General features: G+C 67.8%; 28 protein-coding genes. 14 read left to right on the top strand and 14 right to left on the bottom strand.

Going from position 1 to position 26252, the window contains the following annotated elements; translation table 11 throughout:
• The first annotated feature begins 211 nt into the window (after positions 1–211).
• The 4 genes from ACM1PE_RS22355 (at position 212) to fhuE (ending at position 4619) form a co-directional block, all read left to right on the top strand.
• The gene (locus ACM1PE_RS22355) at positions 212–454 is read left to right on the top strand and encodes a hypothetical protein (protein WP_054451693.1); all 243 of its coding nucleotides are present in this window, start codon (positions 212–214) and stop codon (positions 452–454) included.
• Positions 455–557: 103 nt separating this feature from the next.
• Complete coding sequence (locus tag ACM1PE_RS22350; RefSeq protein WP_059378861.1) at positions 558–1061, top strand: RNA polymerase sigma factor; 504 nt, start codon at positions 558–560, stop codon at positions 1059–1061.
• Positions 1058–2056 (top strand): FecR family protein, encoded by a 999-nt coding sequence (locus ACM1PE_RS22345; protein WP_419340971.1) that lies wholly within the window; start codon positions 1058–1060, stop codon positions 2054–2056. The genes ACM1PE_RS22350 and ACM1PE_RS22345 overlap by 4 nt, the downstream gene beginning before the upstream one ends.
• Before the next feature lie 211 nt (positions 2057–2267).
• Positions 2268–4619 carry a ferric-rhodotorulic acid/ferric-coprogen receptor FhuE gene (fhuE, locus tag ACM1PE_RS22340; RefSeq protein WP_419340969.1) on the top strand — a complete coding sequence of 784 codons (2352 nt, stop codon included), beginning with the start codon at positions 2268–2270 and terminating at the stop codon, positions 4617–4619.
• A gap of 142 nt (positions 4620–4761) precedes the next feature.
• Here the strand turns inward: fhuE and ACM1PE_RS22335 are convergent, their stop codons facing one another.
• From ACM1PE_RS22335 to ACM1PE_RS22325, 3 genes are all read right to left on the bottom strand, one after another.
• A complete protein-coding gene (locus ACM1PE_RS22335) occupies positions 4762–5658 on the bottom strand; it encodes a GntR family transcriptional regulator (protein WP_118932963.1) in 897 nt (298 codons plus the stop codon).
• Positions 5655–8297 carry an aconitate hydratase AcnA gene (gene acnA / locus ACM1PE_RS22330; protein ID WP_419340967.1) on the bottom strand — a complete coding sequence of 881 codons (2643 nt, stop codon included), beginning with the start codon at positions 8295–8297 and terminating at the stop codon, positions 5655–5657. The genes ACM1PE_RS22335 and acnA overlap by 4 nt, the downstream gene beginning before the upstream one ends.
• 95 nt (positions 8298–8392) lie before the next feature.
• Positions 8393–8989: a TetR/AcrR family transcriptional regulator gene (locus ACM1PE_RS22325; RefSeq protein ID WP_419340966.1), complete on the bottom strand. Its 597-nt coding sequence runs from the start codon at positions 8987–8989 to the stop codon at positions 8393–8395.
• A 135-nt stretch (positions 8990–9124) separates the two neighbouring features.
• On the opposite strand from ACM1PE_RS22325, the gene ACM1PE_RS22320 reads away from it, so the two are divergent.
• The 4 genes from ACM1PE_RS22320 to ACM1PE_RS22305 all read left to right on the top strand — a co-directional run bounded on the left by ACM1PE_RS22320 (position 9125) and on the right by ACM1PE_RS22305 (position 12788).
• Positions 9125–10180, top strand: coding sequence for a sugar phosphate isomerase/epimerase family protein (locus ACM1PE_RS22320; RefSeq protein ID WP_251879453.1), 1056 nt, complete (start codon positions 9125–9127; stop codon positions 10178–10180).
• A gap of 28 nt (positions 10181–10208) precedes the next feature.
• Positions 10209–11081: an alpha/beta fold hydrolase gene (locus ACM1PE_RS22315; RefSeq protein ID WP_059378805.1), complete on the top strand. Its 873-nt coding sequence runs from the start codon at positions 10209–10211 to the stop codon at positions 11079–11081.
• Positions 11082–11083: 2 nt separating this feature from the next.
• Positions 11084–12019 (top strand): alpha/beta hydrolase, encoded by a 936-nt coding sequence (locus ACM1PE_RS22310; protein WP_419340965.1) that lies wholly within the window; start codon positions 11084–11086, stop codon positions 12017–12019.
• A 79-nt stretch (positions 12020–12098) separates the two neighbouring features.
• Positions 12099–12788 (top strand): HAD family hydrolase, encoded by a 690-nt coding sequence (locus ACM1PE_RS22305; protein ID WP_251879455.1) that lies wholly within the window; start codon positions 12099–12101, stop codon positions 12786–12788.
• A gap of 23 nt (positions 12789–12811) precedes the next feature.
• Here ACM1PE_RS22305 and ACM1PE_RS22300 read toward each other — a convergent pair whose 3' ends face one another.
• On the bottom strand, positions 12812–13585 hold the full coding sequence (locus ACM1PE_RS22300) for an SDR family oxidoreductase (protein ID WP_419340964.1): 774 nt from the start codon (positions 13583–13585) through the stop codon (positions 12812–12814).
• Positions 13586–13724: 139 nt separating this feature from the next.
• Between ACM1PE_RS22300 and ACM1PE_RS22295 the strand changes: the two genes are divergently transcribed.
• The gene (locus tag ACM1PE_RS22295; protein ID WP_118932967.1) at positions 13725–14243 is read left to right on the top strand and encodes an MgtC/SapB family protein; all 519 of its coding nucleotides are present in this window, start codon (positions 13725–13727) and stop codon (positions 14241–14243) included.
• Positions 14244–14259: 16 nt separating this feature from the next.
• Here ACM1PE_RS22295 and ACM1PE_RS22290 read toward each other — a convergent pair whose 3' ends face one another.
• The 6 genes from ACM1PE_RS22290 to ACM1PE_RS22265 all read right to left on the bottom strand — a co-directional run bounded on the left by ACM1PE_RS22290 (position 14260) and on the right by ACM1PE_RS22265 (position 19615).
• Positions 14260–15006: an SDR family oxidoreductase gene (locus ACM1PE_RS22290; RefSeq protein ID WP_419340963.1), complete on the bottom strand. Its 747-nt coding sequence runs from the start codon at positions 15004–15006 to the stop codon at positions 14260–14262.
• 44 nt (positions 15007–15050) lie between these two features.
• Positions 15051–15419 carry a cupin domain-containing protein gene (locus ACM1PE_RS22285; protein ID WP_059378816.1) on the bottom strand — a complete coding sequence of 123 codons (369 nt, stop codon included), beginning with the start codon at positions 15417–15419 and terminating at the stop codon, positions 15051–15053.
• A gap of 97 nt (positions 15420–15516) precedes the next feature.
• The gene (locus tag ACM1PE_RS22280) at positions 15517–16311 is read right to left on the bottom strand and encodes an AraC family transcriptional regulator (RefSeq protein ID WP_059378818.1); all 795 of its coding nucleotides are present in this window, start codon (positions 16309–16311) and stop codon (positions 15517–15519) included.
• Positions 16308–17300, bottom strand: coding sequence for a formylglycine-generating enzyme family protein (locus tag ACM1PE_RS22275; protein ID WP_059378820.1), 993 nt, complete (start codon positions 17298–17300; stop codon positions 16308–16310). The genes ACM1PE_RS22280 and ACM1PE_RS22275 overlap by 4 nt, the downstream gene beginning before the upstream one ends.
• A 95-nt stretch (positions 17301–17395) precedes the next feature.
• The gene (gene alkB, locus ACM1PE_RS22270; protein WP_059378824.1) at positions 17396–18064 is read right to left on the bottom strand and encodes a DNA oxidative demethylase AlkB; all 669 of its coding nucleotides are present in this window, start codon (positions 18062–18064) and stop codon (positions 17396–17398) included.
• Between the two features lie 6 nt (positions 18065–18070).
• The gene (locus ACM1PE_RS22265) at positions 18071–19615 is read right to left on the bottom strand and encodes a phospholipase D family protein (protein ID WP_059378826.1); all 1545 of its coding nucleotides are present in this window, start codon (positions 19613–19615) and stop codon (positions 18071–18073) included.
• Positions 19616–19712: 97 nt separating this feature from the next.
• Here ACM1PE_RS22265 and ACM1PE_RS22260 point away from each other — a divergent pair, with 97 nt between their 5' ends.
• Positions 19713–20285, top strand: a complete 573-nt coding sequence (locus ACM1PE_RS22260; protein WP_419340959.1) for a helix-turn-helix domain-containing protein — start codon at positions 19713–19715, stop codon at positions 20283–20285.
• Between the two features lie 7 nt (positions 20286–20292).
• Positions 20293–20829, top strand: a complete 537-nt coding sequence (locus tag ACM1PE_RS22255) for a GNAT family N-acetyltransferase (RefSeq protein ID WP_419340957.1) — start codon at positions 20293–20295, stop codon at positions 20827–20829.
• A 34-nt stretch (positions 20830–20863) separates the two neighbouring features.
• Here the strand turns inward: ACM1PE_RS22255 and ACM1PE_RS22250 are convergent, their stop codons facing one another.
• Positions 20864–21196, bottom strand: coding sequence for a hypothetical protein (locus ACM1PE_RS22250; RefSeq protein WP_059378829.1), 333 nt, complete (start codon positions 21194–21196; stop codon positions 20864–20866).
• A 245-nt stretch (positions 21197–21441) separates the two neighbouring features.
• Between ACM1PE_RS22250 and ACM1PE_RS22245 the strand changes: the two genes are divergently transcribed.
• Positions 21442–21591, top strand: a complete 150-nt coding sequence (locus tag ACM1PE_RS22245; protein ID WP_419340955.1) for a hypothetical protein — start codon at positions 21442–21444, stop codon at positions 21589–21591.
• Between the two features lie 182 nt (positions 21592–21773).
• The gene (locus ACM1PE_RS22240) at positions 21774–22589 is read left to right on the top strand and encodes an SDR family NAD(P)-dependent oxidoreductase (protein ID WP_419340953.1); all 816 of its coding nucleotides are present in this window, start codon (positions 21774–21776) and stop codon (positions 22587–22589) included.
• A gap of 21 nt (positions 22590–22610) precedes the next feature.
• Here ACM1PE_RS22240 and ACM1PE_RS22235 read toward each other — a convergent pair whose 3' ends face one another.
• Positions 22611–23381 carry a sulfite exporter TauE/SafE family protein gene (locus tag ACM1PE_RS22235; protein ID WP_419340951.1) on the bottom strand — a complete coding sequence of 257 codons (771 nt, stop codon included), beginning with the start codon at positions 23379–23381 and terminating at the stop codon, positions 22611–22613.
• Positions 23378–23791, bottom strand: a complete 414-nt coding sequence (locus ACM1PE_RS22230; RefSeq protein WP_059378836.1) for a tetratricopeptide repeat protein — start codon at positions 23789–23791, stop codon at positions 23378–23380. The genes ACM1PE_RS22235 and ACM1PE_RS22230 overlap by 4 nt, the downstream gene beginning before the upstream one ends.
• Before the next feature lie 124 nt (positions 23792–23915).
• Between ACM1PE_RS22230 and ACM1PE_RS22225 the strand changes: the two genes are divergently transcribed.
• A complete protein-coding gene (locus ACM1PE_RS22225; RefSeq protein WP_059378838.1) occupies positions 23916–24815 on the top strand; it encodes a LysR substrate-binding domain-containing protein in 900 nt (299 codons plus the stop codon).
• On the opposite strand, the gene ACM1PE_RS22220 is transcribed toward ACM1PE_RS22225, so the two are convergent.
• Positions 24812–26215 (bottom strand): MATE family efflux transporter, encoded by a 1404-nt coding sequence (locus ACM1PE_RS22220; protein ID WP_059378840.1) that lies wholly within the window; start codon positions 26213–26215, stop codon positions 24812–24814. The two genes, ACM1PE_RS22225 and ACM1PE_RS22220, sit on opposite strands and share 4 nt — an antisense overlap.
• Positions 26216–26252: the final 37 nt, after the last annotated feature.

The following is a 26252-nucleotide window of genomic DNA, read 5'->3' as shown; positions in this document are numbered from 1 at the left end:
CCCGCTCCCGTGTTTGTAAGAATATTTTGCTACATCCTAGCCCCGCTTTTCCAGGTTAAGCAATCGACGCCTATCAGAATGTCAGGGATTCCCCTCTATCAAGAATTGCAAAGCGGGCGCAAGGTGGCAGCACAGGCGCACGGGGCCGCTATACGATCAAGCGTCGTTCGCCCGGTGGCGGGACTACAAGCTTCAGAAAGAGGAGACGTGGATGTCTCAGTTGGATTGGACGTCCGGCGATACCAAGCCGGACCGGCAGGGATACTACGAAACGCGGTACGACACAGGATGCACGGCCATCACGCTTTACAGCGTGCTGGGTTGGATGCCGGTGAAAACGCCCGGCAACATGGTGAGCTGGCGCCCGTTGCCGCCCGCCGTCGAAAGACAGGAAGCCGAGCGCCACATCCAGGAACTGCGAGAAGCGCAAAGCCACGTTCCCATGGATTACTGAGGCGGCGCGCGGGAGGGGCCGCAAGGACAGTGGCAGGCAGTTGCGATAATGAGAATTATTTGTAAAATTCGCGGCGTCGCCATCTCCGTTGTCCGATCGGTCCATGTCCCGTTCCCCTCCGCCCCGTTCCGGCTGGCTCGCCTACTACGACGAGCTGGTAGGGGTATGGAGCCGTAGAGTCGGCAACCGGCATGATGCTGAGGACGCGGCGCACGATGCCATCGAACGCCTGCTGAAGGCCGACGCCAGCGTCGCGTTGAAGGCGCGCAGCTACCTGTTCCAGGCCGCCGGACATCGCTTGATCGACCGCTGGCGCCGGCAGGAACGGACCGAGCATGTGCCGCTGGACCTGCTGGACGAGGCTGATCAGCCCGCCTGGACCGACCCCGAGTCGCCGGTGCGCGCGTCGCGTCTGGCGGACGATCTTGCGCAAGTCCTGGCAGAATTGCCGCCCAAGTGCCGCGAGGCCTTTGTCCTGAATCGCATCGAAGGCTGGACGCAGGCCGAGGTGGCGCAGCATATGGGCCTGTCCAAGAACATGATCGAACGCTACGTCATGCGGGCAATCGAATTCGTCCGCGACCGCATGCGTGAACACAATCCATGACGATGCCTTCCACCAACGACCGCGATGAGCAGGGCGCGCCCGATACGGCGGCGCAGTGGTTCGGGCGTTGGCATTCGGGCGACCTGACGCGCCGCCAGCGACGCGAGTTTGCCCGCTGGCGGCGCGATCATCCCGAGGCCGCGCGCGAGTTCGACCGCATGCAGCAACTGGGCAAGGCCGCCGCCGGAATGTCCCGCGATCAAGTGCGGACCTTGCTGGGCGGAGAGATTCCGGCCCGGCCCCGGCCGCAACGGCAGCGCCGCCTTGCGCTGCGCATGGCCGCGGGCTGTGCGGCATTGGCTGCGGCCGCCATGGTGGCGTGGTGGAACCTGCCGGCGGAGATTCCGGGATACTCCGCGACGCTGGTCGCGGAGCGCGGCGAACGCCGGCAAGTGACCTTGCCCGATGGTTCCGTGCTGGCACTCAATGGCGCGACGCGCGCCGACGTGCGTTTGTACACCGGACGCCGGGAAGTGGCGCTGGACGGCGGCGAGATCCTGTTCACCGTCAGCGCCGATGCGGCGCGGCCATTCATCGTGCGCGCAGGCAGCGGCGTGGTGCGCGTGACCGGCACCGTCTTCGATGTGCGGCGCGACGAGGATCAGGTCGCGGTGCTGGTGGCGTCCGGCACCGTGGAGGTGTCGGGCGGCCGCTGGTGGAACATGGGTCATGCCGTGCTGCGCGGGGGGGACGGCATCCGCGTGCCAGCCAGCGGCGCGATCGGCGTGCCAGCGCCCGCCGACGTCCAGAGCGCGATCGCGTGGCGCGAAGGGCGGGTGGTGTTCAAGAACGCGCCGCTGGCCGAGGTGGTGCGGGATATGAACCGCTATTTGCCCACGCCGTTGCGGCTGGCGGACGACAGGGCGGGGCGCTTGCGGGTATCGGCGTCATTCAGCCTGGATCGGCCCGAAGCCCTGGTCGACGCCTTGCCGGCGGTGGCGCCGGTGCGCCTGACGCCGCGCCCGGACGGCGCCATCGACATCAGCGCAAAGTAGTTTCATCGAGGCGCGGTTACAAAATAAATGAGAATGGGATTCAGGTTTATCTTGGGCTGATTCGTTCTACGAAGGAAGGCGGCAGCCGCCGCGTTTCCATCTCGGGAAACGTTCCCCGTATCGTCGAACAGAACAGCAGGTACTTGTGACTATTCCAGCAGCCCGGCATTTCCCCGCCGTTGCGCGCCTTGCGTGCGCATCTTCCCGGTTCATGTTTTCTTCCCTGCTGTTGGCAGTGGCCTTGGCGACGGCGGGCACGCCGGCGATTGCTCAGCCGCAAGCGTCCGCCGTGCCTATCGACATCGCGGCACAGCCCTTGGGCGATGCCGTGATGCAATGGGCGGCGCAGGTCAAGGTGCGCGTGTTCTACGCGCCTGAAGTGGTGGCCGGTGTAAGCAGCAACGGCCTGCGCGGCCGGCTATCGCCCGAGGAGGCCTTGCGCAGCCTCTTGCAAGGCACGGGCGTGACGTACCGTTGGCAGGGCGACAGCATCATCTTGTCGCGCGATGGCGGCGTGGCCAGCCTTGCGCCAGTGACGGTGCTGGGCAGTATGAATCCGGCGGTGACCGAAGGCACCGGCTCCTACACGACTCCGGCATCGGCCGCCGCCACGGGCCTGACCTTGTCGCTGCGCGAAACGCCGCAGTCCGTCAGCGTGGTGACACGCCAGCGCATCGACGACCAGAACCTGCGGTCGCTGGACGAGGTCATGGGCAGCGTGGTGGGCGTGCAGGTGGTCAGCGAGGACACCGATCGCACGGACTTCTGGTCGCGCGGCTTCTACATCGACAGCCTGCAGTACGACGGCGTTCCCACCACCATCGGCCTGTCGATGTATGGCGAATCCGACAACGATTCATTCATCTACGACCGCATCGAAGTCGTGCGTGGCGCGACCGGCCTGATGACGGGCGCGGGCAATCCGGGCGCTTCGATCAACCTGGTGCGCAAGCATGCCAATAGCCGCGAATTCACCGGAACGGTGAGCGCCGGCGCGGGGTCGTGGAATCAATATCGCGGCGCGGTGGACATGTCCACGCCATTGAACCAGGAAGGCACCGTGCGTGCGCGCATGGTGGCGATGTACCAGGGGCGCGATTCCTACATCGATCTGTACCATGCCAACAAGCAGGTGTTCTATGGCGTCATCGATGCGGACCTGACGCCATCGACCCGGTTGAGCCTGGGCGCGGACTACCAGGACAAGCGTCCGCGCGGATCCACCTGGGGCAGCCTGCCGGTGGTGTTCAGCGACGGCACGCCGACCGACTGGCGGCGTTCCAAGACCACCGCGGCGGACTGGACCTACTGGCATACGACCAACCAGACCGTATTCGCCACGCTGGAACATCGCTTCGCCAACGATTGGGCGGTCAAGGCCGATTGGTCGCAACGCAAGAGCAAGTACGACGCCAAGCTTTTGTACCTGTACGGCGACCTGGACCGTGCAACCGGAACCGGCTTGGCGGCGCTGCCGGGATACTGGAATTCCTACGCGCAGCAGACCTCGCTGGACTTGCAGGCCACGGGGCCGTTCAACCTGCTCGGCCGCAAGCACGAGCTGGTGGTGGGCGCCATGCGCAGCCGCTACGGCGAGGACTTCTACCGCTACGGCTTCGACCGCGCCACGCTGGCGGATACCGGCAACTTCTACCAGTGGGACGGCTCGTACGCGCAGCCGACCTGGACCGAGGCCAGCTTGCGGGACACGGTGACGCACCAACGCGGCGTCTATGCCGCGGCGCGGTGGTCGCTGGCCGACAATCTGACCGTCATCACGGGCGGCCGTTACGCGAGCTGGGAATCGAAATCGCCCACGCGCGACCAGAAGGATTCCCAGTTCATTCCGTACGCCGGCGTGGTGGTCGACCTGAACGACACCTACTCCGCCTACGTCAGCTATACCGACATCTTCCAGCCCCAGGACAATCGGGACAGCAGCGGCAATTATCTGGATCCGGTGCAGGGCCAGAACTATGAAGTGGGCCTGAAGGGCGAGTACCTGGACGGCAGGTTGAATACTTCCGTCGCGCTGTTCAAGGTCAGGCAAAGCAAGGTCGCGGTGCTGGACGGAGACAAACTGGTGCCCGGCACGCCCGACCAGGCCTACAAGACCGCCGACGGCGTCACCACCAAGGGCATCGAGCTGGAAGTGAGCGGGCTGTTGTCGGAGGGCTGGAACGCCTATGCCGGTGGCACGTACTACACCAGCCGCGATGCGCAGGGCGTGTCGGTCAATCCCGAGCGTCCGCGCGCGGTGGCCAAGCTGTTCACCACCTATCGGCTGCCGGGTTCATGGAACCGCCTGACGGTGGGCGGCGGCGTCAATTGGCAGCTGTCGAGCTACTCCGAAGTCAGCGCCGGCGACGCCACGGTCACGGTCAAGCAGAAGGCCTACGCGATCTACAACCTGATGGCGCGTTATGAGTTCAATTCGCGCCTGTCGGCGCAGATGAACCTGAACAACCTGTTCGACAAGAAGTACTACCTGGGCGGCGTGGGCAACCAGGTCTACTACGGCGAGCCCAGAAGCGTGTTCGTCAACCTGACCGCCAAGTTCTGATTGGCGACGCAGCGCCGGGTCGACGCTGGTGGTCAACGCGTTCAACCGGGCCTACTGGTCGGGCGTAGCCTCGTATGGCACGATTTCCCAAGGGGTGCCGCGCACGCTGATGCTGTCCGCGTCTATGGACTTCTGACCGGCGCTAGGAGGCCAGCAGCCCGCTGATGCGGGCCAGGTTGTCCAGCGTGCTGCGCAGGTGCTCCGCCAGTTCGGCTGCGGCCTCTTCGTTGCGTTCGTGTTCCAGCAGTTCCAGGATGGCCAGGTGCTGGTCGCAATGCTGGCGGTAGCGGCTGCGGTCCTGCATGGAGCGGTACGAGAGCAGCCGGCGCACGCGGTTCACGCGCTTGATGGCGTCGATGAAGAAGGGATTGCCCGAGGCCTCCACCAGCGATTCATGGAAGCGCACGCCGCGTTCGTGCAGCTGGTCGGCGGTGTCGGTGGCGATGCCGCCGTCCAGCAGGTGCTTTTCGGCGGCGCGGCAACGCGCCAGCACTTGCTTGTCGATGTGAAAGCCCGGCTCCAGCAGCGCGGCCGGCTCCAGCGCCAGCCGCAGGCGGTAGGACTGCAGCAGGCTGTCGGGCGTGGTCATCATGGATGAGAATTCCCAGCCATAGCCGGGCCGCCGCTCTGCCCAGCCTTCCTGCGCGATGCGGCCCAACAGGGCTTGGGTCTGCGCCGCCGTCAGGCCATAGCGCGCGCGCAGCAGCGCTTCGCTGCATTGCATGGGCAGTTCGCCGCGCAGCAGTTCGTCGGCCAGCTTGAAGTAGCTGTGCGTGACGATGTCGTCAACGGAGGGCGGCGCCAGGTCCCCTTGCATGTGCGCCAGCGCGGCGTGATCCCGTTCCAGGAAATAGCCGCGGTTGGGCTTGCGCGAGACGACGCCGCGTTGCTCCAGGATGCCCAGCGCGTCGTTGACCGGCGAGCGCGACAGGCGCAGCCGGTCGGCGATCTTCTGCGCCGTCAGGTGCGCGCCCGCGGGCAGGCGGTCTGCCTGGATCAGCGCCAGGATTTTCGCGGCGGTATTGGATTGGGCGCTCATGCGTTGCGGACGGCGGAATGGATGGTGTCCGAGAGAATAGCGGGAATGACGCCGCCCATGCGCAGCAGCCTGACTTCCAGCCGGGTCTCGACCGCCGCCGTGGCCTGCAGCGTCTCTTCGGCGCCGCCGGCGCGCAGGATGCGGACCGCCACGGGCATGCGCGGCGTCAGCGCCGCGGCCGGGGCATCGATCTCGATCCGGTCGCCGGGCCGGATCCGCAGCGTTGCCGGCGTGAGGCCGTCGGGCAGGCGCAAGGGCAGAATGCCCATGCCGATCAGGTTGGAGCGATGGATGCGTTCGAAGCTGACCGCCAGCACGCAGCGGATGCCCAGCAGGCGTTGCCCCTTGACGGCCCAGTCGCGCGAGGAGCCGGTGCCATAGCGCTCGCCTGCCACCAGGACCACGGGCTGGTCGGCCCGGGCGTAGCGGCCGGCGGCCTCCCAGATCGGCTCCACCCGGCCGCTGGGCGCATGCAGCGTGTGGCCTACCGGCGCTTCGGGTATGAGCAGATTGACGAGGCTCTTGCTGTAGAAGGCGGCGCGCAGCATCACCTGCCAGTTGCCGCGGCGCGATGCGAAGACGTTCAGGTCGTTGCGGTCGTCGCCGCGTTCGACCAGGAAGTCGGCGATCAGGCTGTCCGGCGGAATGGCGCTGGCGGGCGACAGGTGATCGGTGGTCACGTCGTCGCCCAGCACCAGCAGGGGATGCGCGGTGTAGCGGCCCAACTGGCCGGCCGCTTCGGTGCTGGCGAAAGGCGGACGGCGCAGCGCGGTGGAGGCGGGGTCCCAGGGGAAGCGCGCCGAGTCCGGCGCTTGCAGCGCATGCCATGCCGGGTTGGCGCTGGCGATCCGGAAGGCCTGGCGGTAATCGGCGGGCTGCTGGCCGGCGGCAAGCGCGGCGTCTATCTCCGCGTCGTCAGGCCAGAGCTCGCGCAGATGGACGGCGCGGCCGTCGGGCGCGGCCTGCACGGGTTCGCAGCTCAGATCGCGTTCGGCGTCGCCCGCCAGCGCGTAGGCGATGACCAGCGCCGGCGACATGAGAAAGCCCTGATCCAGGTCCGGATGGATGCGGCCGGCGAAATTGCGGTTGCCGGACAGCACCGCCACGGGATGGACCGCGCCCGCCGCCATGGCCGCGCGCACGGACTCGGGCAGGGGCCCGGAATTGCCGATGCAGGTGGTGCAGCCGTAGCCCACGATGTCGAAGCCCACGGCGGACAGATCTTCCAATAGCCCGGCGCGCGCGAGATACGCCGCCGCCGCGGGCGAGCCGGGAGCCAACGAGGTCTTCACCCAGGCGGGCACGCGCAGGCCGGCCTGGCGCGCCTTGCGGGCCAGCAGGCCGGCCGCGGTAAGCAGCCGTGGATCCGAGGTATTGGTGCAACTGGTGATGGCGGCGATCGCCACGGCGTAGCGGGGCAGGCCGTGCGCAGGGACCGCAGGGGCACCCGCCAACCCGGCCAGGATGGCCTTGGCGTGTCCGTAGGGATGCAGGTCCTGCGGCCGCCGCGGACCGGCCACATGCACCTGCACGCGGTCCAGCGCGATATCGACCACGCGCGTGTAACGCGGCTCGGCAGCGGGGTCGTAGGCGATGCCGGTGCGCTCGGCATAGGCCTGTACCTGCGCGATCAGCGTTTCGGGCCGGCCCGTCTGGCGCAGATAGGCCAGCGTCTGCCCGTCGATGGGAAAGTAGCCCGTGGTGGCGCCGTACTCGGGCGCCATGTTGGCCACCACGCAGCGGCTGCCGGCCGGCAGCGTGGCCACGCCCGGTCCGAAGAATTCCACGAACTCTCCGGACACCCGGATCTCGCGCAGGCGCTGCGTCACGGTCAAGGCCAGGTCGGTCGCGCTGACTCCCGCGCCCAGCGCGCCGGTCAGGCGCACGCCGATCACGTCGGGAATGCGCAGCAGCGTGGGCATGCCGAACATCACTGTCTGCGCCTCCAGGCCGCCCACGCCCCAGCCCAGCACGCCGATGCCGTTGACCATGGGCGTGTGGCTGTCGGTGCCTATCATCATGTCCGGATGCAGGGCGATGCCGTCGGCGTTTTCCCGCTCGCAGACCACTGTCGCGAGTTGCTCCAGATTGATGGTGTGCATGATGCCGGTGCCCGGCGGATGGATGCGCACATTGGACAGGGCCTTGGAGGCCCAGCGCAGGAAGCGGTAGCGCTCGGCGTTGCGGCGCAGCTCCAGGTCCAGGTTCAAGGCCGCGGCATCGGCGCGCGCATAGGACTGCACCGCCAGCGAATGGTCCACCGACACGTCCACGGGCAATACGGGATTCAGCGCGGAAGGATCCACGCCGGCCTCGGCCAGCGCATCGCGCATCGCGGCGATGTCGACCAGGGCCGGGGTGCTGGTGGTGTCGTGCATCAGCACGCGCCCGGGCTGGAAGGCGATCTCGGCTTCGCTGGTGCCGTGCTCCAGCCAGCGGAACAGGGCCGCGGCGGCCGCGTCGCGCTCCGCGTCCTGCATATTGCGCAGCGCGTTTTCCAGTAGCAGCCGCAAGACCACGGGCAGGCGGAAATATTGGGCGCCGTACATGCCGGGCAGGTCCAGGCAGGTATGGCGGACGCCATTGAGGGTGAAGACGGCGTGGCGAGGCGTGACGGCATGGATGTGCATGGCCGTCATTTTGCATATTGCATTGTAAAAATGCAATTTAAGAAAATTGGGGGCGGATAGCCTGTAATTCGTCCCGACGTAGCCCGGATACCGCGGCCACGGGCTTAGCGCATGACGGAGTCCAGCGCGCTCAGGGCCGGCGGAATCATGGCCAGCAGGCGGGCCTTGCCCACGCCGTCCCTGGCTTGCACCGACAGGCCGTGCAGCACGACGGCGTAGTAGTCGCCCAAGGCCTGCACATCGGTGCCGGGCTTGAGTTCGCCCGCCTCCAGCGCGGCTTCGAGCCGGTCGATGATGGACTGCGTGCGCGCCTTGCGATGGGTGGTGAGCCACGCCATGACCGCTTCGTTTTCGGCGGCGTAATTGGTGGCGGCCGACACCACCATGCAGCCTTGCGGACGGCCGCGCCGGGTATAGGTGGCCACTGCGTCAGCCAGCAGCTTGGCGATGGCCTCGCGCACGCTTTCCGTGCCTTCCAACGCCTTTTCGGCGAAGGCGCCGTCGCCGGCTTCGTAACGCGCTACCGCTTCGCGGAACAGATCCTGCTTGGAGCCGAAAGCGGCATAGAGCCGTGCGGAAGCCAGTCCCGTCGCGGCCACCAGGTCCGCCATCGAAGTGCCTTCGTAACCCTGCTTCCAGAACGCAAGCATTGCTTGCTGAAGCGCCAGGTCGCGGTCGAATTCTCTGGGTCTGCCTGCCATGACGGTCTCGTTGAAATGAACTGAGGCGCAGTGTAACGCCGCATGTGCGCTGCCTGGCGTGCGTAGCCTGCGCTTGCGCCGATTCTTCGCATCGTCTATTCTTTGTCGTTCGACAAACAATTAGGTTTAAGAATCATGCAAACGATCAAAGGACCCAGCCTGCACCTGGCCCAGTTCAGCGACGCCGTCGCGCCCTTCAACAGCCTGCCCGCCATCGCGGAATGGGCGGCGGGCGTAGGCTTCAAGGCCTTGCAGATTCCCGCCTGGGACCAGCGCTTTTTCGACAGCGCGACGGCGGCCGTCAGCCAGGACTATTGCGACGAGATCAAGGGAACGCTGGCCGCCCATGGCCTGGTGATCAGCGAACTGACCAGCCATATCTACGGCCAGTCGCTGGCGGTGCATCCGGCCTACGACGCCATGGTCGACAGCTTTGCGCCGCTTAAGGCGCGGGGCAATCCGCAAGCCAGGACGGCGTGGGCGCGGCAAGGCCTGCTGGATACGGCGCGCGCATCGCGCAGGCTGGGCCTGACCGATATGGGCACGTTCTCGGGTTCACTGGCCTGGCCCTATCTGTTCCCGTTTCCGCAGCGTCCGGAAGGCCTGATCGAAGCGGCGTTCGATGAACTCGCCAAGCGCTGGCTGCCGGTGCTGGACGAGTGCGAAGAGCAGGGCGTGAACCTGTGCTTCGAGATTCATCCCAGCGAAGACCTGCACGATGGCATTTCTTTCGAGATGTTCCGCGAGCGCGTGGGCGGCCATGCGCGTTGCGCCATTCTGTTCGACCCCAGCCACTTCGTGCTGCAACAGCTGAATTACCTGGAATACCTGGACATCTACAAGGACCACATCCGCATGTTCCATGTGAAGGACGCGGAGTTCAATCCGACCGGCCGGCAGGGCATCTATGGCGGATACCAGTCCTGGATCAACCGGGCCGGGCGCTTCCGCTCGCTGGGAGACGGGCAGGTGGACTTCAAGGCGATCTTCTCGAAGCTGGCGCATTACGACTACCAGGGCTGGGCCACGCTGGAATGGGAATGCTGCCTGAAGGACCAGGAGACCGGCGCGCGCGAGGGCGTGGAGTTCATCAACCGCCACATCATTCCGGTTACCTCCAAGGTCTTTGACGACTTCGCTGGCGCGGCCATCGACAAGCAACAGATCAACGCCCTGCTGGGCATCGCATGAACGGCCCGCGCCGCATCGGAAATCATCCATGACACACCAGAACTTTTCCTTCGACGCCTTTTCGCACCAGTACGTCCATGTCGGCGGACACCGCATCCATTGCGCCACGGCGGGCTCCGGCACGCCCGTGCTGCTGATTCCGGGCTGGCCCCAGACCTGGTACACGTGGCGCCACGTCATGGCGGCGCTGGCGCAGGCCGGTTACCAGGCGATCGCGGTGGATCCGCCCGGCACCGGCGATTCCGACCGTCCGGCATCGGGCTATGACACCGGTGCCATAGCCGCCACGCTGCACCAGTTGATGGCGCAGCTGGGCCACGCGCGCTACCAGGTGGTGGGCCACGATATCGGCATGTGGGTGGCCTACGCGCTGGCCAGCGATTTCCCGGCGGCGGTGAGCCGGCTGGCGCTGACGGAAGCCGTCATACCCGGCCTGGCGCCCGCGCCCACGATCTTCGCGCCGCCGCAGGAGAACATCTTCCTGTGGCATTTCATGTTCAATCAGTTGCACGATCTGCCCGAGACGCTGATCGCGGGCAGGGAAAAGGCCTACCTGACCTTCATCTTCGACAAGTGGTCGCATCGCCGCGACCGGGTCGCGGCCGAGGTCTACATCGACGCCTATGCGGCGCCCGGCGGACTGCGCGGCGGATTCGCATACTACCGCGCCATTCCGGAGACCATCAGGCAGAACGCGCTGCGCGCCAAGCGCATGCTGGAAATGCCCACGCTGGCCATCGGCGCCGAGCATGCGACCCGCGACGCGCCGCTCGTCACCATGCGCGAGAATGCCCGGAATCTGCAGGGGGCGATCATTGCCGACTGCGGGCATTTCGTCACCGAGGAATGCCCCGAAGCCTTCCTGGAGCACCTGCTCCCGTTCCTGTCGCGGGAGGGCTGAAGGTGGCGCTCGACCCTCGCATCAATGCCTATCTGAGCCGTCTGTCCGCGGTGTCGGGGCCCATGGTGCTCGAAGAGATCCGGGCAGAGACTGAAATCAGTCTGCGCAAGCTGCAGGGCCCGGACGAAGAAGTAGGGGCAACGGAGTTGCACCAGGCCGTTTTCGGGCAAGGCCAGCCGTTGCGGATCAGGTCCTATACGCCGGCCGGCAGGGAACACGAAACCGGTCTGCCTGCCCTGGTGTACGCGCATGGCGGCGGCTGGTTCCAGTGTTCGCTGGAACTCTATGACAATCCTTGCCGGGCGCTGGCCAACGCCACCCAATGCAAGGTGTTTTCGGTGGATTACCGCCTGGCGCCGGAGCACAAGTTCCCCGTGCCGGTCGAGGATTTCTACCGCGGCGTGCAATGGGTGTGCGACAACGCCGAAAGCCTGCGCATCGATGCCGCCCGCATCGCGGTGGGGGGCGACAGCGCGGGCGGCAACCTTGCGGCCACGGTGGCGCTGATGGCGCGGGACCGGGGCGGTCCGGCCATCGCCCATCAGTTGCTGCTGTACCCGGTGCTCGACTATTCGTTCTCGACCGAGTCGTACAGGACCTATGGGCAGAACTTCTTCCTGACCGAGGAGGTCATGCGGTATTGCTGGTTCACCTATCTGCTCAACGAGAGCGACGGCGCCTCGCCCTACGCCTCGCCGGCGCGGGCGGAATCGCTGGCAGGCCTGCCGCCCGCGACGCTGCTGGCCTGCGAATACGACCCCGTGCGCGACGAGGCCGAGGCTTATGTGCGGCGCCTGCGCGAAGCCGGCGTTCCGGTCGGCGCCCACAGGCTGGAAGGCATGGTGCATGCCTGCATCCACATGCTGGGCCTGACCCCCGCGGCCCGGCGGCTATTCGACCTGGCCGGGCAGGCTTTGCGGTCGGCCTTCGGGGCCTAATGCCGCGCAAGCCTCCTGCGTTGTGCAGGAGGCTTGCAGTATGCTTACCGGCTTCCAGAACATTCCCGACCTTGCTGCAATGACTGATTTCCCCTTCGATGCCGTGCTGTTCGACTGCGACGGCGTCCTGGTCGATTCCGAACCCATCACCAGCCGCGTGCTGACCGAAATGCTCAATGAACTGGGCTGGGGCATCACGCATGCGGAAACCATGCAGATCTTCACGGGCAAGGCCGTCAGGGATGAGCTGCCGCTGATCGAGTCGCGCACGGGCGCCACGATCACGCCGGACTGGTTCGATCAATTCCGCCAGCGCCGCAACGCCGCGCTGGATCGGGATCTGGTCGAGATCCCCGGCGCGCCGGACGCGGTGCGGGCGCTGCATGTGGCCTTGGACGGCCGCATTGCCGTGGCTTCGGGCGCGGACCGGCGCAAGGTGGAGCTGCAGCTCGCCAAGGTCGGCATTGCGGAGTGCTTTCGCGAACGCGTCTTCAGCGGCCATGAAATGCCGCGCAGCAAGCCTTATCCGGACGTGTACCTGGCGGCCGCGCAGGCGCTGGGCGTGGACCCCCGGCGTTGCGCCATCGTGGAAGACACGGTGACCGGCGCCACGGCCGGGGTGGCCGCCGGCGCCACGGTGTTCGGCTATAGCCCGGACGCCAACGGCCATAGCGGCGCAGAGGCCTTGCGCGGCGTGGGCGTGGCCCACGTGTTTACCGACATGGGCGCCCTGCCAGGGTTGTTGGCGGGGTGGCGCCAGACCGCCTAGGGGGCTGGCGCGCCGAACGGTCTTTAACCCGCGTATTGCTCGCCGCCGTCCAGGTCTATCACCGTGCCGCTCAGGTAGCCCGCGCGCGGCGAAGCGCCGAACACGATCATGTCGGCGACTTCGCCGGGTTCCATCAGGCGTCCGAAAGGCAGGTCCGACAACGTTTCCTGCCAGCGGCTTTCGTCGCCCCAGCGCGCCTGGGCGCGCTGTTTGGCCAGCGTCAGCACGCGGTCGGTGCGGGTACGCGAGGGATTCACGCCGAAGACGCGCACGCCATGGCGCGGCGCATCCCCGCCCAGGGCGCGGGTGAAGCCGATCAGCGAGGCATTGGCCGCCGCGCCGCAGATGTAGTCGGCGCGCGGCGCCGCCCCGCCCATGCCGATGATGTTGGCGATGACGCCGGCGCCGGCTTCGCGCATGCGCGGATAGTAGTGCCGGGCCAGATCGATGTAGCCGTAGACCTTCAGTTCCCACCCCGCGCGCCAGCGTTCGTCCTGCACCTGGTCCAGCGCCCCGCCGGGCACCGCGCCGGCATTGTTCACCAGGATGTCGATATCGCCCGCTTCCTGGCTCAGGTGTTGCACCGCGCCGGGTTGGGCGAGGTCTAGCGCAATGGTCCGGGGCTGCTTGCTGGTTTGTTCGCGTATGGCCTCGGCCGCCGCGCGCAGCGCCGCCCCGTCGCGCGACACCAGTATCGGATCGGCGCCCTCGCGGGCGAAGGCGAGCGCGCAGGCCAAGCCTATGCCCTTGGATGCGCCCGTGATGAGCACGCGTTTACCGTCCAGCTGCAAATCCATATAACCCTCCGGTTGGTTTCGTGCGCAGTCGTGCGCGACGCCTCGAAGTTTGTACCCCAGTCGCACCCGCTAGTGCCAGCGGGGCTCGGCGCCTGCTATGCTGGCCGGACCATTTCCCATCAAAAAAGGGGGGGCGGCGATGACGGAAATCTGGCTGGAAATCTGGTCCACCGCGCGCAGCGAGTTCGCCGACATCCCCGATGTGGGCGAGGCGACCCGCATCGTGCTGCGCCTGAGCATGGCGATGCTGCTGGGCGGCCTGCTGGGCTACGAGCGCGAGCGCAGCGGCAAGGATGCGGGCTTGCGCACCCACATGCTGGTGGCGCTGGGAGCGGCGATCTTCGTGCTGGTGCCGCTGCAGGGCGGCATGGAAGTCGGCGACCTGAGCCGCGTGCTGCAGGGCGTGATCGCCGGCATTGGTTTCCTGGGCGCGGGCGCCATCATTAAACTGAGCGGCGAGCGCGAGATCCGCGGGTTGACCACCGCGGCCGGCATCTGGATGACGGCGGCCATCGGCGCCGCGGCGGGCATGGGGCGCGAGGCCACCGCCGTGGTCAGCACGCTGATGGCCCTTTTCGTGCTGGCGGTGCTGCGGCGGGTCGAGGCGCGCATCGCCGCCCGCAAGGAACGCGGCCTCATCTCTACCGACGCCAAGTAGACCCGGCGCAGGCGTTTCAGTTGCCGCCGGACACGTCGATGAACGAACCGCTGGTGTAGCCGGCCTCGTCCGAGAACAGCCACATCACGGCGCCCGCCACTTCTTCGACGGTGCCGCCGCGGCGCAGCGGAATCACGCCCTTCAGGCGGTCCACGCGGCCGGGTTCGCCGCCGCTGGCGTGCATGTCGGTGTAGATGGTGCCGGGACGCACGCCGTTGACGCGGATGCCTTCCGGCGCGACTTCCTTGGACAGGCCGATGGTCATCGTGTCCATGGCGCCCTTGGAGGCGGCGTAGTCCACGTATTCGTTGGGCGAGCCCAGCCGGGCGGCCGCGGACGAGACGTTGACGATGGCGCCGCCCTGGCCGCCATGGCGCGTCGACATGCGGCGCACCGCCTCGCGGGCGCACAGGAAGGCGCCGATCACATTGGTGGACAGCACGCGCAGCAGGCGCTCGGCGCTCATCTGGTCCACGCGCATCTGCTGTTCGAGGATGCCGGCGTTGTTGACCAGCGCGTCGATGCGGCCCAGTTGCCGATCCAGTTCGCCGTACATGCGCAGCACCTGGTCCTCTTGCGAGACATCGGCCTGCAGGGCAACGGCGCGGCCGCCGCCCTGCACGATTGCGGCGACCACCGCGTGCGCGGTGTCGGCGTTGGCATGGTAGTTGACGCCTACCGCGTAGCCGCGGCGGGCGGCCAGCTTGGCGACGGCGGCGCCGATGCCGCGGCCACCGCCCGTGACGAGCATGATTTTGGACATGGCTTGCTCCTGGTGGACTTACACCTTAGCAGATGGCGGCGGGCTCAGATCCAGACGTCGTTGGGGGCGCTGCGCTCGCCGCCCTGGTCGCCGGTGTTGCGCACGCCGCGCGGTTCGATCAGCAGCATTTGGACTTCTTCGAGCGCACAGGGCTTGTGCTCCACGCCCTTGGGGACCACGGCCATTTCGCCTGGACCGAGGTCGATGTGGCCGTCGCGCAGTTCGATGCGCAAGCGGCCCTCGATGACGATGAAGGTCTCGTCGGTGTCGGCGTGGCTGTGCCACACGAATTCGCCCTGTATTTTCACCAGCTTGAACTGGTAGTCGTTCATCTCGGCGACGACCTTGGGCATCCAGTGTTCGGAAAACAGCGTCAGTTTTTCGGCGAAATTGATGGGAAGGATATCGGGCATGGGACGGCCTGCGGGCGGGGTTGAGCAGACCCAAGGATAGAAGGCCGGGCGGGCGCCGTCTTGTACGATCGTGCAGCCTTGCGCGCAGGCCCGTGGCTCAGCGGCGCAGCATGCGGCGCCAGCGGTCGGGCGCCATGCCGTAGGTCTGGGCGTGGCGGCGCGTCAGGTGGCTCTGGTCGGTGAAGCCCGCCGCGGCGGCCGCTTGCGCCAGCGGCATGCCCGCGGCGATCAGGCGCCGGGCCTGGTCCAGGCGGCGCAGCATTACGTAGCGGTAGGGACTGGTGCCGAACAGCGCGCGGAAGTCGCGCGACAGGCTCCAGCGGTCCGTGCCTGCGGCCGCTGACAGCTGTTCCAGGGTGATGGACTGTTCGAGCGAGGCGTGGATGTACTGGCGCGCGCGCTCGGCGGCGGCGTAGTCGACGCTGCGGCGCGCGGGCTTGCCGCCGGCCGCGGCGCACAGGGCATGGCTCAGCTCGTACAGCGCGTCGTCTTCCTGCAGCGGGTCGATGGGCTCATGCGTGTCCTGCAGCAGGCTGGCGCTGGCGGCGTACAGCCGCGGATCGGCCGAGATGCCGCCGGGGATGAACGGCAGCGGCCGTCCGCCCAGGATCTGCTGGATAAGCGCAGGCTCGACGTAGATCATGCGGTAATGGAAACCGGCCTCGGTGCCGGCCTGTCCGTCGTGGACTTCGTCGGGATGCAGCACGATGGTGCCGCCGGGCAGGCTGTGCCGCAGCCCGCGGCGGTAGTGGAAGCTCTGTACGCCCGACAGCGTGCGGCCGATGGCGTAGGTGTCGTGGCGGTGCATGCCGTAGCCGGGACCGCCGAAGTAGGCCTCGATGCGCTCCAGCTGGCCCGAGGGCGCTGCGCGCAGTATCCAGTCTTGCTTCAATCCGCCTCCCGCAGCAGCCTCAGTCCCACCAGAGGATAGCGCGTTTCCTGCGTGTTCCAGTTGCGGTAGGAGGCGCGCGTGTACAGCGCCCAGGTATGCCAGGAGCCGCCGCGGCGCACGCGCACGTTGCCGCTGGCGGGGCCTTGCGGGTCGTCCGTCGGCGAATGCGCGTAGTAGTCCTCGCCGTACCAGTCCGAGACCCATTCCCAGGCGTTGCCGTGCATGTCGTACAGGCCGAAGGCATTGGGCGCGTAGCTGGCGACCGGGGCGGTGAAAGCGTGGCCGTCGGCGCGGGCGGAAGCGTGCGCCTGCCATTTGGGCCAGAGCGGCGCGGCGTCGGCGTCGAAGCCGTTGCCGACGTCGGGCATGGCGGCGGGATCGTCGCCGTTCTGGTAGCGGGTGCGCGTGCCGGCGCGGCAGGCGTATTCCCATTCGGCCTCGGTGGGCAGGCGGTAGACCTTGCCCTCGGTCTGGGTCAGCCAGCGGGCCAGCGCCGTGGCGTCGTTCCAGCTGATGTTGACGACGGGATGGTCGTCGCCTTGGGCAAAGCCCGGATTGCGCCAGGAGTAGCGGCGGTCGCGGCCTTCGAAGGCGTCGCCGCGCTCGGACTTATCCGGGTCGTACTGCGGGTTGTAGCCATAGCCGCCGGTGCCGTCGGCCTCCGACTCCGGCACGTACCCGGAAGCTTCGATGAAGCGGCGGAACTGGCCCACGGTGACTTCCGTGCGTTCCAGGTAGAACGGGCGGGTGATGCGCACCGTATGCACCGGCGCTTCATCGGACAGCTGGGCGTAGCGGTCCGGCGGATACAGCGGATAGTCGCGCGCCAGCGCCTCGGGCGCTTCGTCGCTGCCCATCTGGAAGCTGCCGGCCGGCACGCGGACAAAGGTCATGCCCAGTGAATTTTCGATCAGGGCGGGCGGTTCGCCCGACCAGCAAGGCGCCGATACGAGGGTGCAGAGCAAAGCCAGGGCGGTGCGTGTGCGCATGGGAATCCGGTAGGCGGAGCATGAGGGGTGCGCAATAGTAGAGCCGCCGCTCGCGGCCGGCCAGACGCGGGGAACCCTCATGTCGCGGCGGGGGCTCAGCCGGCGCGGCGGATGGTGAAGTTGATGCGCTGGCTGCCCAGCCGCGGATGCGGCAGGTCCTTGATGGGCATGATGCCGTGGTAGCGCAGCCGGTCGACGCCGCCCCATACGGCCACGTCGCCATGGAACAGCGGCGTGCGGCTGGCCTTGTCGGCGCGCTGGTCGCCGCCGAAGAGGAACATGGCGGGCATGCCCAGCGACACGGAGACGATGGGTGCGCCGTAGTCGCGTTCGTTCCTGTCCTGGTGCAGCGACAGGCGCGAGCCGGGCTCATAGCGGTTGACCAGGCAGGCGTCGGGCTCGAAGCCGGGAAAGCCGGCCTCGGCCGCGGCGGCTTGCGCCAGCTGCAGAAAGGCCAGCGGCATGGCGGGCCAGGGCTGGCCGGAAAGCGGATCGATGCGCGCATAGCGATAGCCGCGCGCGTCGCTGGTCCAGCCCAGCTGTCCGCAATTGGTCAGCGCCACCGACATGGTGTAGCCGCCGGGCGTTTCCATGTGCCGGAAGGGCGCCTGGGCGGTCACGGCATCGACCCCGGCGAGCAGGGCGTCCATCACGGGCAGGGCAAAACCGCGCAGCACCACGGATTGCGGGCCGAGCACGACGCGCCCGCCGTGCGCGGCGCCATCGTCGCCGTCCTCGCCAAACAGGTCCAGGTTGGCAGCCATGTCAGCCTACAGCAGCGGTTCCAGCGGCAGCAGCGACACGAACCAGACCGACAGGCGCTGCCACACCGTGGTGCCGGGTTCGGTGTCGTGCCGTATGGTGTCGCCGTTGCGTTGCTCCAGCCAATAGAGCTGGCCCTTGTCGTCCAGGCAGACGCGGTAGGCGGACTTGGGCAGGTCATTGTCGAACGCGTCGGCGATGCGGCGCGCCAGCGTGGGGCTGTCTATGACGAAGCCCAGTTCGGTGTTGAGCTTGGCCGAGCGCGGGTCGAAGTTGAAGGAGCCGACGAAGATGCGCTGGCCGTCGACGGCGAAGGTCTTGGCATGCAGGCTGGAGCCCGAGCTGCCGAAGGGGCCCATGCTCTTGTTGCGTTCGACTTCGGCGCCCATGCGCTTCATCTCGTAGAGTTCCACGCCGCTGGCCAGCAGGTCCTTGCGGCGCTTGGCGTAGCCGGAATGCACCACGGCGACGTCCGTGGCTTCGAGCGCATTGGTGAGGACCTTGACCTTGATGCCGCTGCGCGCCATTTGTCCGAAGGACTCGGTGCCGACGGCGGTAGGCACGAAATAGGGCGACACCAGTTCGAGATCGGTGGTGGGGGTGCCGATGATCTCATGCAGCTGATGCGGCAGCATCGCCTCGGGTGGCGCGGTGCCCAGCGTCTTGCGCGGATCGTCGCTGACCATGCGCGTGTCGGCCCACTCCAGTGTCAGCTGGCCTTGCAGCAGTTGCTGGATGAAGGGCAGCTTGCGCATGGCGTCGGCATAGGCGGCGGCTTCGGGAGAGCGCTCGACCCGGGTGGCGGCCTGTTCCAGTTCGTCGAGTTCGCCGGGGCTGGTCTTCTTCAGCAGCCGGTCTACCGGGTAGGCTGAGTCGCTGGCCCAGTAGCGATCGAAATCCGTCGACACGTCATTGACCGCGGCGCCGATGGCCAGCACGTCCAGGTCGGTGAAGAGCACGCCGCTGGCCGCGCCGAAGTACTCATCGCCGATGTTGCGCCCGCCGATGATGGTGGCCTGGTTGTCCGCGGTGAAGGACTTGTTGTGCATGCGGCGGTTCAGGCGGCTGAAGTCCGTCACGTAGCCCAGGGACTTGGGCCAGCGCAGCACGAAGGGGTTGTACAGCCGCACCTCGATGTTGGGATGCGCGTCCAGGGCGGCCAGTTCCTCGTCCAGCCCGGAGGTGCCGTTGTCGTCCAGCAGCAGCCGCACGCGCACGCCGCGGTCGGCCGCGACGTGCAGGGCTTCCAGCAGCATGGTGCCGGTCATGTCCTTGTGCCAGATGTAGTACTGCACGTCCAGGCTGCGTTCGGCGGCGCGCGCCAGCAGCATGCGGGCGGCGAAGGCGTCGTAGGCGTCGGGCAGGGGGTGGATGCCCGATTTGCCGGGATGTTCGGCGGCCAGCGGCGCGATGGCCCGGCCCAGGGCGGTGTCCTGCGACGTCTCGGGCGTCAGGGCGTGGGATACGCTGCGGTTGTCCAGCGGTGGCAAGCCGCAGCCGCTCAGGAGGCTCAGGCAAAGGGCGGTCATCATCAGGGGTTTGGCCAGGTGCATGACCCGTATTGTGCCGAAATCGCGGCGCGGGTTGGTTGCGGCGGCGGTTCGTCCGCGGCGCTTGACGTATTTCCGTATTTGAGAGAAATTCTCTAATATGGAAAATTCAAACGAACCCGACGCCGATCTGGACCGGCGCATCGCCGGCCGGCTCAAGGCGTTGCGCCAGGAGCGCAACTGGTCGCTGGACGAGCTGGCCGCCCGCGCCGGTCTCAGCCGCGCCACCCTGTCCCGCCTGGAGAACGCCGAGGTCAGCCCGACCGCCAGCGCGCTGGGCAAGCTGTGCGCGGCCTATGGCATGACCATGTCGCGCCTGATGCTCATGGTCGAGGACGATTTCGTGCCGCTGGTGCCGCAGCAGGCGCAGGCCGTGTGGGTGGACGCCAGTGCGGGATTCCGCCGCCGCTCGGTGTCACCGCCCGCGCAGCAATTGGCGGGCGAGGTGCTGGCGTGCGAACTGGAGCCCGGCACGCGCATCGCCTACGAGCGGTCGCCCCGGCCGGGGCTTGAACACCATCTGCTGATGCTGGAAGGCGAACTGGCCATCACCGTCGACGGGCAGGCGCATGACTTGTCGCAGGGCGACTGCCTGCGCTACCAGCTGTTTGGCGCCAGCGAATTCTCAACCCCGCCGCATTGCGGCGCCCGTTATCTGCTCTTCATCGTCTGAGTCCATCATGTCCCATCCGAATCCTGAATTGACCCTGCTGTCGGCGGATGCCGCCGACGTTCTCGTGCCCGAGCTGGCCGAGCTGCTGCTCGCCTGCGTGCAGGGCGGCGCCAGCGTGAGCTTCGTACTGCCGTATTCGTCGGACGAGGCGCAGGCCTTCTGGCGCGCCAAGGTATTGCCGGCGGTCGCCGGCGGCAAGTCCGCGCTGTGGGTGGCGCGCCAGGACGGACGCGTCGCGGGGTCGGTGCAGCTGGATTGGGACACGCCGCCCAATCAACCCCACCGCGCCGAGGTGCGCAAGCTGCTGGTGCATCCGGATTTCCGCCGCCGCGGCATCGCCCGCGCCCTGCTGGTCGAGGCGGAAGCCATGGCAGTGCGTCAGGGCCGCAGCCTGATCACGCTGGACACGCGCACGGGCGATAGCGCCGAGCCGCTGTATGCGTCGCAGGGCTACCAGACGGTGGGAGTGATACCGGGTTTCAGCCGCGATCCGCATGATGCCGCCAAGCTGGACGGCACCACCATCATGTACAAGCAGCTGTAATGGACGCTGCCGCCGCGGGCGGCAGCGGCAGGCCTCAGGCCAGGGGCTTGATGCCCACGCTGTACGGCGGGGCGTTGCCGCGCGCCGGGGCCTTGATCTTCAGCATCGAGCCGCCAGGGGTGAATTCGAACTCCTGGTAGGGCACTTCGAACCATTGATGAAAGCTGGTGCGCGAGAATTCCGGCACCCAGACCTTGGCGCGCTTGGCATCGCAGTGGAATTCGACCAGCGTGCGGTCTATGCCCAGCGGACGGGTATTGCCGATGCGGTAGCTGACCTTGAGTTCGGCGCGCGCGGTCGAGCCGGGGCGCCAGGCCAGGCCGACAGATTCCATGAATTTTTCGATCGCCTCGATACCGCGATGCATGACTGACTCCGAATGCGGGCGGGCGCTAGGCCCAAGAAAAGTGCTGTTTCCCGCAGCGCTGCGGCAAACACCCCGAATTATCCGTCATTCCAGGCCCGGACGTCTCCCGGCTTGCATCCCGTCAATCGGCGCCATTGAGTAAAGCAAATGGACGGCGCGCGGCCAGGCCCGCACCATGGCACCCATGTCCTCTATAAGACCTGCACGGCCCGTGCCGGTCCGGACGCAAAATCCTAGGAGTCATCATGGCAAATTTCATACTGGCATTGGTCAACGCGGAACTCTCTCTCTTCGGCGTCGAGACGCCCGGCGTGGCGCAGGAACCGTCAGCCGCGCCGCAAGCGGCAAGCGCGCCCGCATTCGATAGCGAGCACTACCGCAGCGCGTTGGGCTGAGCGCGAGCGGAACACAGCATTGCAGGAATAGGCAGGTTTCACGCAAGAACGAGCCTGTACGCGCAGGCTGGCGATTCTTACCATCTCTTCCAGGGTCGGGGCGGCGCGTCCATTGCGGATGCGCTGGCTCCGCCACGCTGCCGGGCGCGTTGCCGGCAGCGCACGCAAGGGAAGGGAATCGCATGAATACCGAAAAAATCTGGTTGGTGACGGACGCATCCGCGGGGCTGGGCCTGGTCCTGGTGAAGATGTTGCTGGACTTGGGCCACAAGGTCGCGGCGACCTCGCAGGACGGCGATGCGCTGCTGGACGCGGTGGGCGCCAAGCTGGAGGGGCGGTTCCTGCCCCTGACGGTGGACCTGGCCGATGAGCGCAAGGTGCAACGCGCGGTGGATGCCGCGGTGACTGCCTTCGGCGGGCTGGACGTGGTGGTGAACAACGCGGGCCATGGCCTGCGCGGCGCGCTGGACAGCCTGCCGGACGAGGACTTGCGCGGCACCTTCGACATCAATGTGTTCGCCACGCTGAACGTGATCCGCGCGGCCCTGCCGCGCATGCGCGCGCAGCGCAGCGGCCACGTGTTCAATATCTCGTCGATCCTGGGCTTTGATGGCGGCCGGGCCGAATGGGGCGCCTATAGCGCCGCCAAGTTCGCCGTCAGCGGCCTGACCGAAGCCCTGGCCGCCGAGGCCGCGCCGTTCGGCATCCGGGTGTCGCTGGTCTACCCAGGCGCGCTGCGCATCGCGGACGGCGAGCAGGCGCCCGAGCGGGCGGCGCGCAATGCGCAGGCGCGCGACGCGGACGGAGATCCGGCCAAGATGGCGCGCACGCTGATCAACGCGGCCCAGGCGCAATATGCGCCCCTGCACCTGTTCCTGGGGCGCGACGCCTTCGACCAGGCGCGCGCCAAGATCCAGACCGTGCAGCAGGAGTTGGCGCGCTGGCGCGAGATGTCCGTGTCGATTGGCTTCGTGGACGAAAGGCGGATGGCCGCCTGACTTTCCGTCCGACGGCCGGCCTCAGGCCGTCCAGCCTTGCACCGCCTGGTAGGCGCCCAAAAGTGCCAGGCTCACCATGAAGCAGCGCTTGAAGGCCTGCGCCGACATCCTGCCACGCAGCCATGTGCCCAGCGCCATGCCGGCCAGCGCGGGCAGCAGCATCAGCAAGGACGCGCCGGCGGCTTCGGGCGCGTAGCCGCCGTTGACGCCCAGGCCGATCGCCAGCGCCACCGTGGACACCGTGAACGAGATGCCCATGGCCTGGATCAGGCCGTCCTTGCCAAGGTTCAGGGCTTGCAGATAAGGCACCGCGGGGATGACGAACACGCCGGTCGCCGCGGTGATGACCCCGGTAATGGCGCCGACCGATAGGCCCACCAGCCCTTGATGGCGCCGCGGCGCCCTGGGCGGCGAGCCGAACAGGCCCCAGGCGGCATAAGCCACCAGCGCCAGCCCCAGGCATACGCTGGCCCAATGCCCCGAAGGCGGACCGAGCCACAGCGCACCGCCTATCGTGCCGGCGCAGACGCCGGCCTGCATGGCGCCGATGCGGCGCAGCACCTGGGGCAGCGTGGCCCAAGGCCGGGCCTGCCAGAGGTTGGTGATGAGGGACGGCACGATCAGCAATGCCGCGGCCTGGGCCGGGGCCATGACCAGCGCCAGCATGGCCATGGAGATGGTGGGCAGTCCCAGCCCCACGACGCCCTTGACCACGCCGGCCAGGATGAATACCGATACGGTGACGGCAAGCAGCGTCGGCGTGCCGCCGGGAAACAGGTCCAGGAGGTTCATGCGGGCTCGCAGGGGACGGTCAGGCCGTCGCGCGGACGGCCGAACAGGGCGTAGGCAACATCGTCCGCGCCCTTGCCGTCCTGGCGGGCCGCGCGCAGCAGCCACCGCCGTCCCTCGCACAGGTCGGCGCGCAGGGACTCTCCGTAGAGCGCCGGACCGCCCAGCAGCGCGATGCCCAGCATGCGCTGCGCAGGCGCGTGACCGTCGCTGGCGGCCGCGCGCAGCCACTGTGTCATGGCGGCGTAGTCGCCCTGGGTCTGGGCTTCCAGCGCCAGCGCGTATTTCTGCGCGGGCGTGGTGTGCGGGTCCAGGCTGCCGGCTACGGCCAGGCCTGAGCCGTGCAGGCTCAGGGCCAGCAGGACAAGAGCGGGCCAATGGACCCGGGGGCGCTGCGGTGTGATGGTTTTCATGGAATTTCCCTGGATTGGAAGGGGCGAGACTTGATTGTCATCCGCGGCGCCCTGGAACCGGTATCGGGATCTTGCGTAGTTGGCCTATGGCACAGCCTGAGGGTTGCCGTGCTACGCTTTTCGCATGCGATTCGATCTCACCGATCTGCGGCTATTCCTCAACGTACAGGAAACCGGCTCCATCACCGCGGGAGCCAAGCGCTCCCACATGACGCTGGCATCGGCCAGCGAGCGTATCCGCGGCATGGAGGACACGCTGGGCGTGCCGCTGCTGCTGCGCGAGCCGCGCGGGGTCGAGCCCACGCCGGCGGGCCGCACGCTGGCGCACCATGCGCGCGTGGTGCTGGCGCAGATGGACCGCATGCGCGGCGAGCTGGACCATTACGGCCTGGGATTGAAGGGGCTGGTGCGCGTGCTGTGCAACACCACGGCCTTGAGCGAATACCTGCCGCCGGTGCTGGGCGCGTTTCTCAAGGACCATCCCCGCGTCTCGGTGGACCTGGAGGAACGCTTGAGCCACGAGATCGCCGATGCGTTGCGGGCAGGCACCTGCGATATCGGCGTGCTGGCGGATTCCGCTGACCTGCAGGGCTTGCGCACGCAGACCTTCCGGCATGATCCCCTGACGCTGATCGTGCCGCCGGAGCACGCGCTGGCCGGCCGTCAGTCGGTGCTGCTGGCCGACGTGGCCGACCAGGAGTTCGTCGGGCTGGTCGAGGGCAGCGCCTTGCAGGAACACATCGCGCATCACGCGCGCCGCGGCGGCAAGGCCTTGTCGTACCGCGTGCGGTTGCGCAGTTTCGATGCCGTGTGCCGGATGGTGGGGCAGGGCGTGGGCATTGCCATCGTGCCGCGCGTGGCGGCGGCGCGCTATGGCCGGGCCGCGGGCGTGCGGCGCGTGGCGCTGGCCGACGATTGGGCCGCGCGCGACCTGGTGCTGTGCGTGCGCGACACGCTGCCGGCCTACGCGGCAGCGCTGGTGGAATACGCGCTGCGCGACGCGCCTGCGCGTCCGGACCGCTAGGAGCGCGCGAACAGCCGGCGCCAGCCCTGGGCCGGGCGGTCGAACCAGGAGCCCGACGCGACGGCGCCCAGGATGACCAGGCCATAGACGCACATCGCCAGCGCCGCGATGGCGAAGAACAGGCCCAGCGATCCCGTCAGGCGCAAGGCAATGGCGCCGGCGCCGATGCCGAGCAGCAGGCGCAGGAAGCCTGCAATCAGCGGCCATTTCAGGCGGCCGGCGCCCTGCGAGGCGAAGTACATCGAGAATCCCAGGGCGAAGAAGCCGTAGACCGGGCCGACCGTGCGCAGGTAGCTGGCGCCGGCTTCCAGCATGTGATCCTGCGCGCCGAACAGGCGCAGCCAGGCCTCGGGGAAGAACGCCGCCGCCAGTCCGATGGTCTCGGCCAGCACAAAGGCCATCGCGCCGCCGGTCAGGGCGATGCGCAGCGCGCGTTCGGGCTGGCCCGCGCCGATGTTGGACCCGACCATCGCCACCATGGGCGCGCCCAAGCCGAAGGCGATGGGCATCAGCAGGTATTCCAGGCGCACCGCGATGCCGTAGCCGGCGACCGCCGCGGTACCGGCATAGGCGCCGACCAGGGCCGCCGTCAGCGCCACCAGGGCGTTGGTCAGGAGCGGGTTGATGGTGGCCAGCGCGCCCACGCTGAGGATGTTGCGCATCAGGCCCGGATACAGGCGGCTGGGCACCAGCCGCGCGGCATTGCGTCCGCTGGCGCAGTACAGGCCCAGGATCAGCGCGCCCAGGGCGTAGTAGATCACCAGCGCCCAGCCGCCGCCGGCCACGCCCAGCGCGGGAAAAGGCCCCCAGCCGAAGATCAGGCACGGCGACAGCGGGATCAGCAGCAGGGCGCCGCCGCAGATCACGGCGCCGGGCACCAGCATGTTGCCGGTGCCGCGGATGGCGCTGGCGAACGCGTTCATCAGCCACATCAGGACGATGCCGCCGAAGATGACGTCGGAGTAGGCCAGGGCGGCCTCGAGCGCCTCTCCCTCGGCGCCCAGTGCGCGGTACAGCCACGGACCGCCAAGCAGCAGCAGTGCGCAGAACGCCAGGCCCAGCAGGCCGTTGAGCACCACGGCATGCAGTACCAGCTGGTCCGCCTCGCGCTGCCGGCCGCCGCCCAGCGATCTTGCCACCGCGGCCGAGATGCCTCCGCCCATCGCGCCTTGCGACATGTTCTGCATCAGCATCAACACCGGCACCACCAAGGCCACGCCCGCCAGTACCGGCGTGCCCAGGCGCGCCAGGAACCAGGTCTCGATCAATCCCGTGGAAGACTGCGCCAGCATCATCAGGATGTTCGGCCACGCCAGGCGCGCCAGCGTGGGGCCGATGGGCGCGTGCAGCATGGCCTGCAGGCGCGCGTTGGCGGGACGGGGCGGCGGGGGCGCGGACATCGGAAGGAACCCTTGGGTGGCGTTCGAATATTTACGT

This window comes from Achromobacter sp. PD1, from assembly GCF_048541815.1.
GTDB lineage: Bacteria > Pseudomonadota > Gammaproteobacteria > Burkholderiales > Burkholderiaceae_B > Achromobacter > Achromobacter bronchisepticus_A.
The sequence above is the reverse complement of the archived record's forward strand: the minus strand, read 5'-3'. Positions and strand labels throughout refer to the sequence as shown.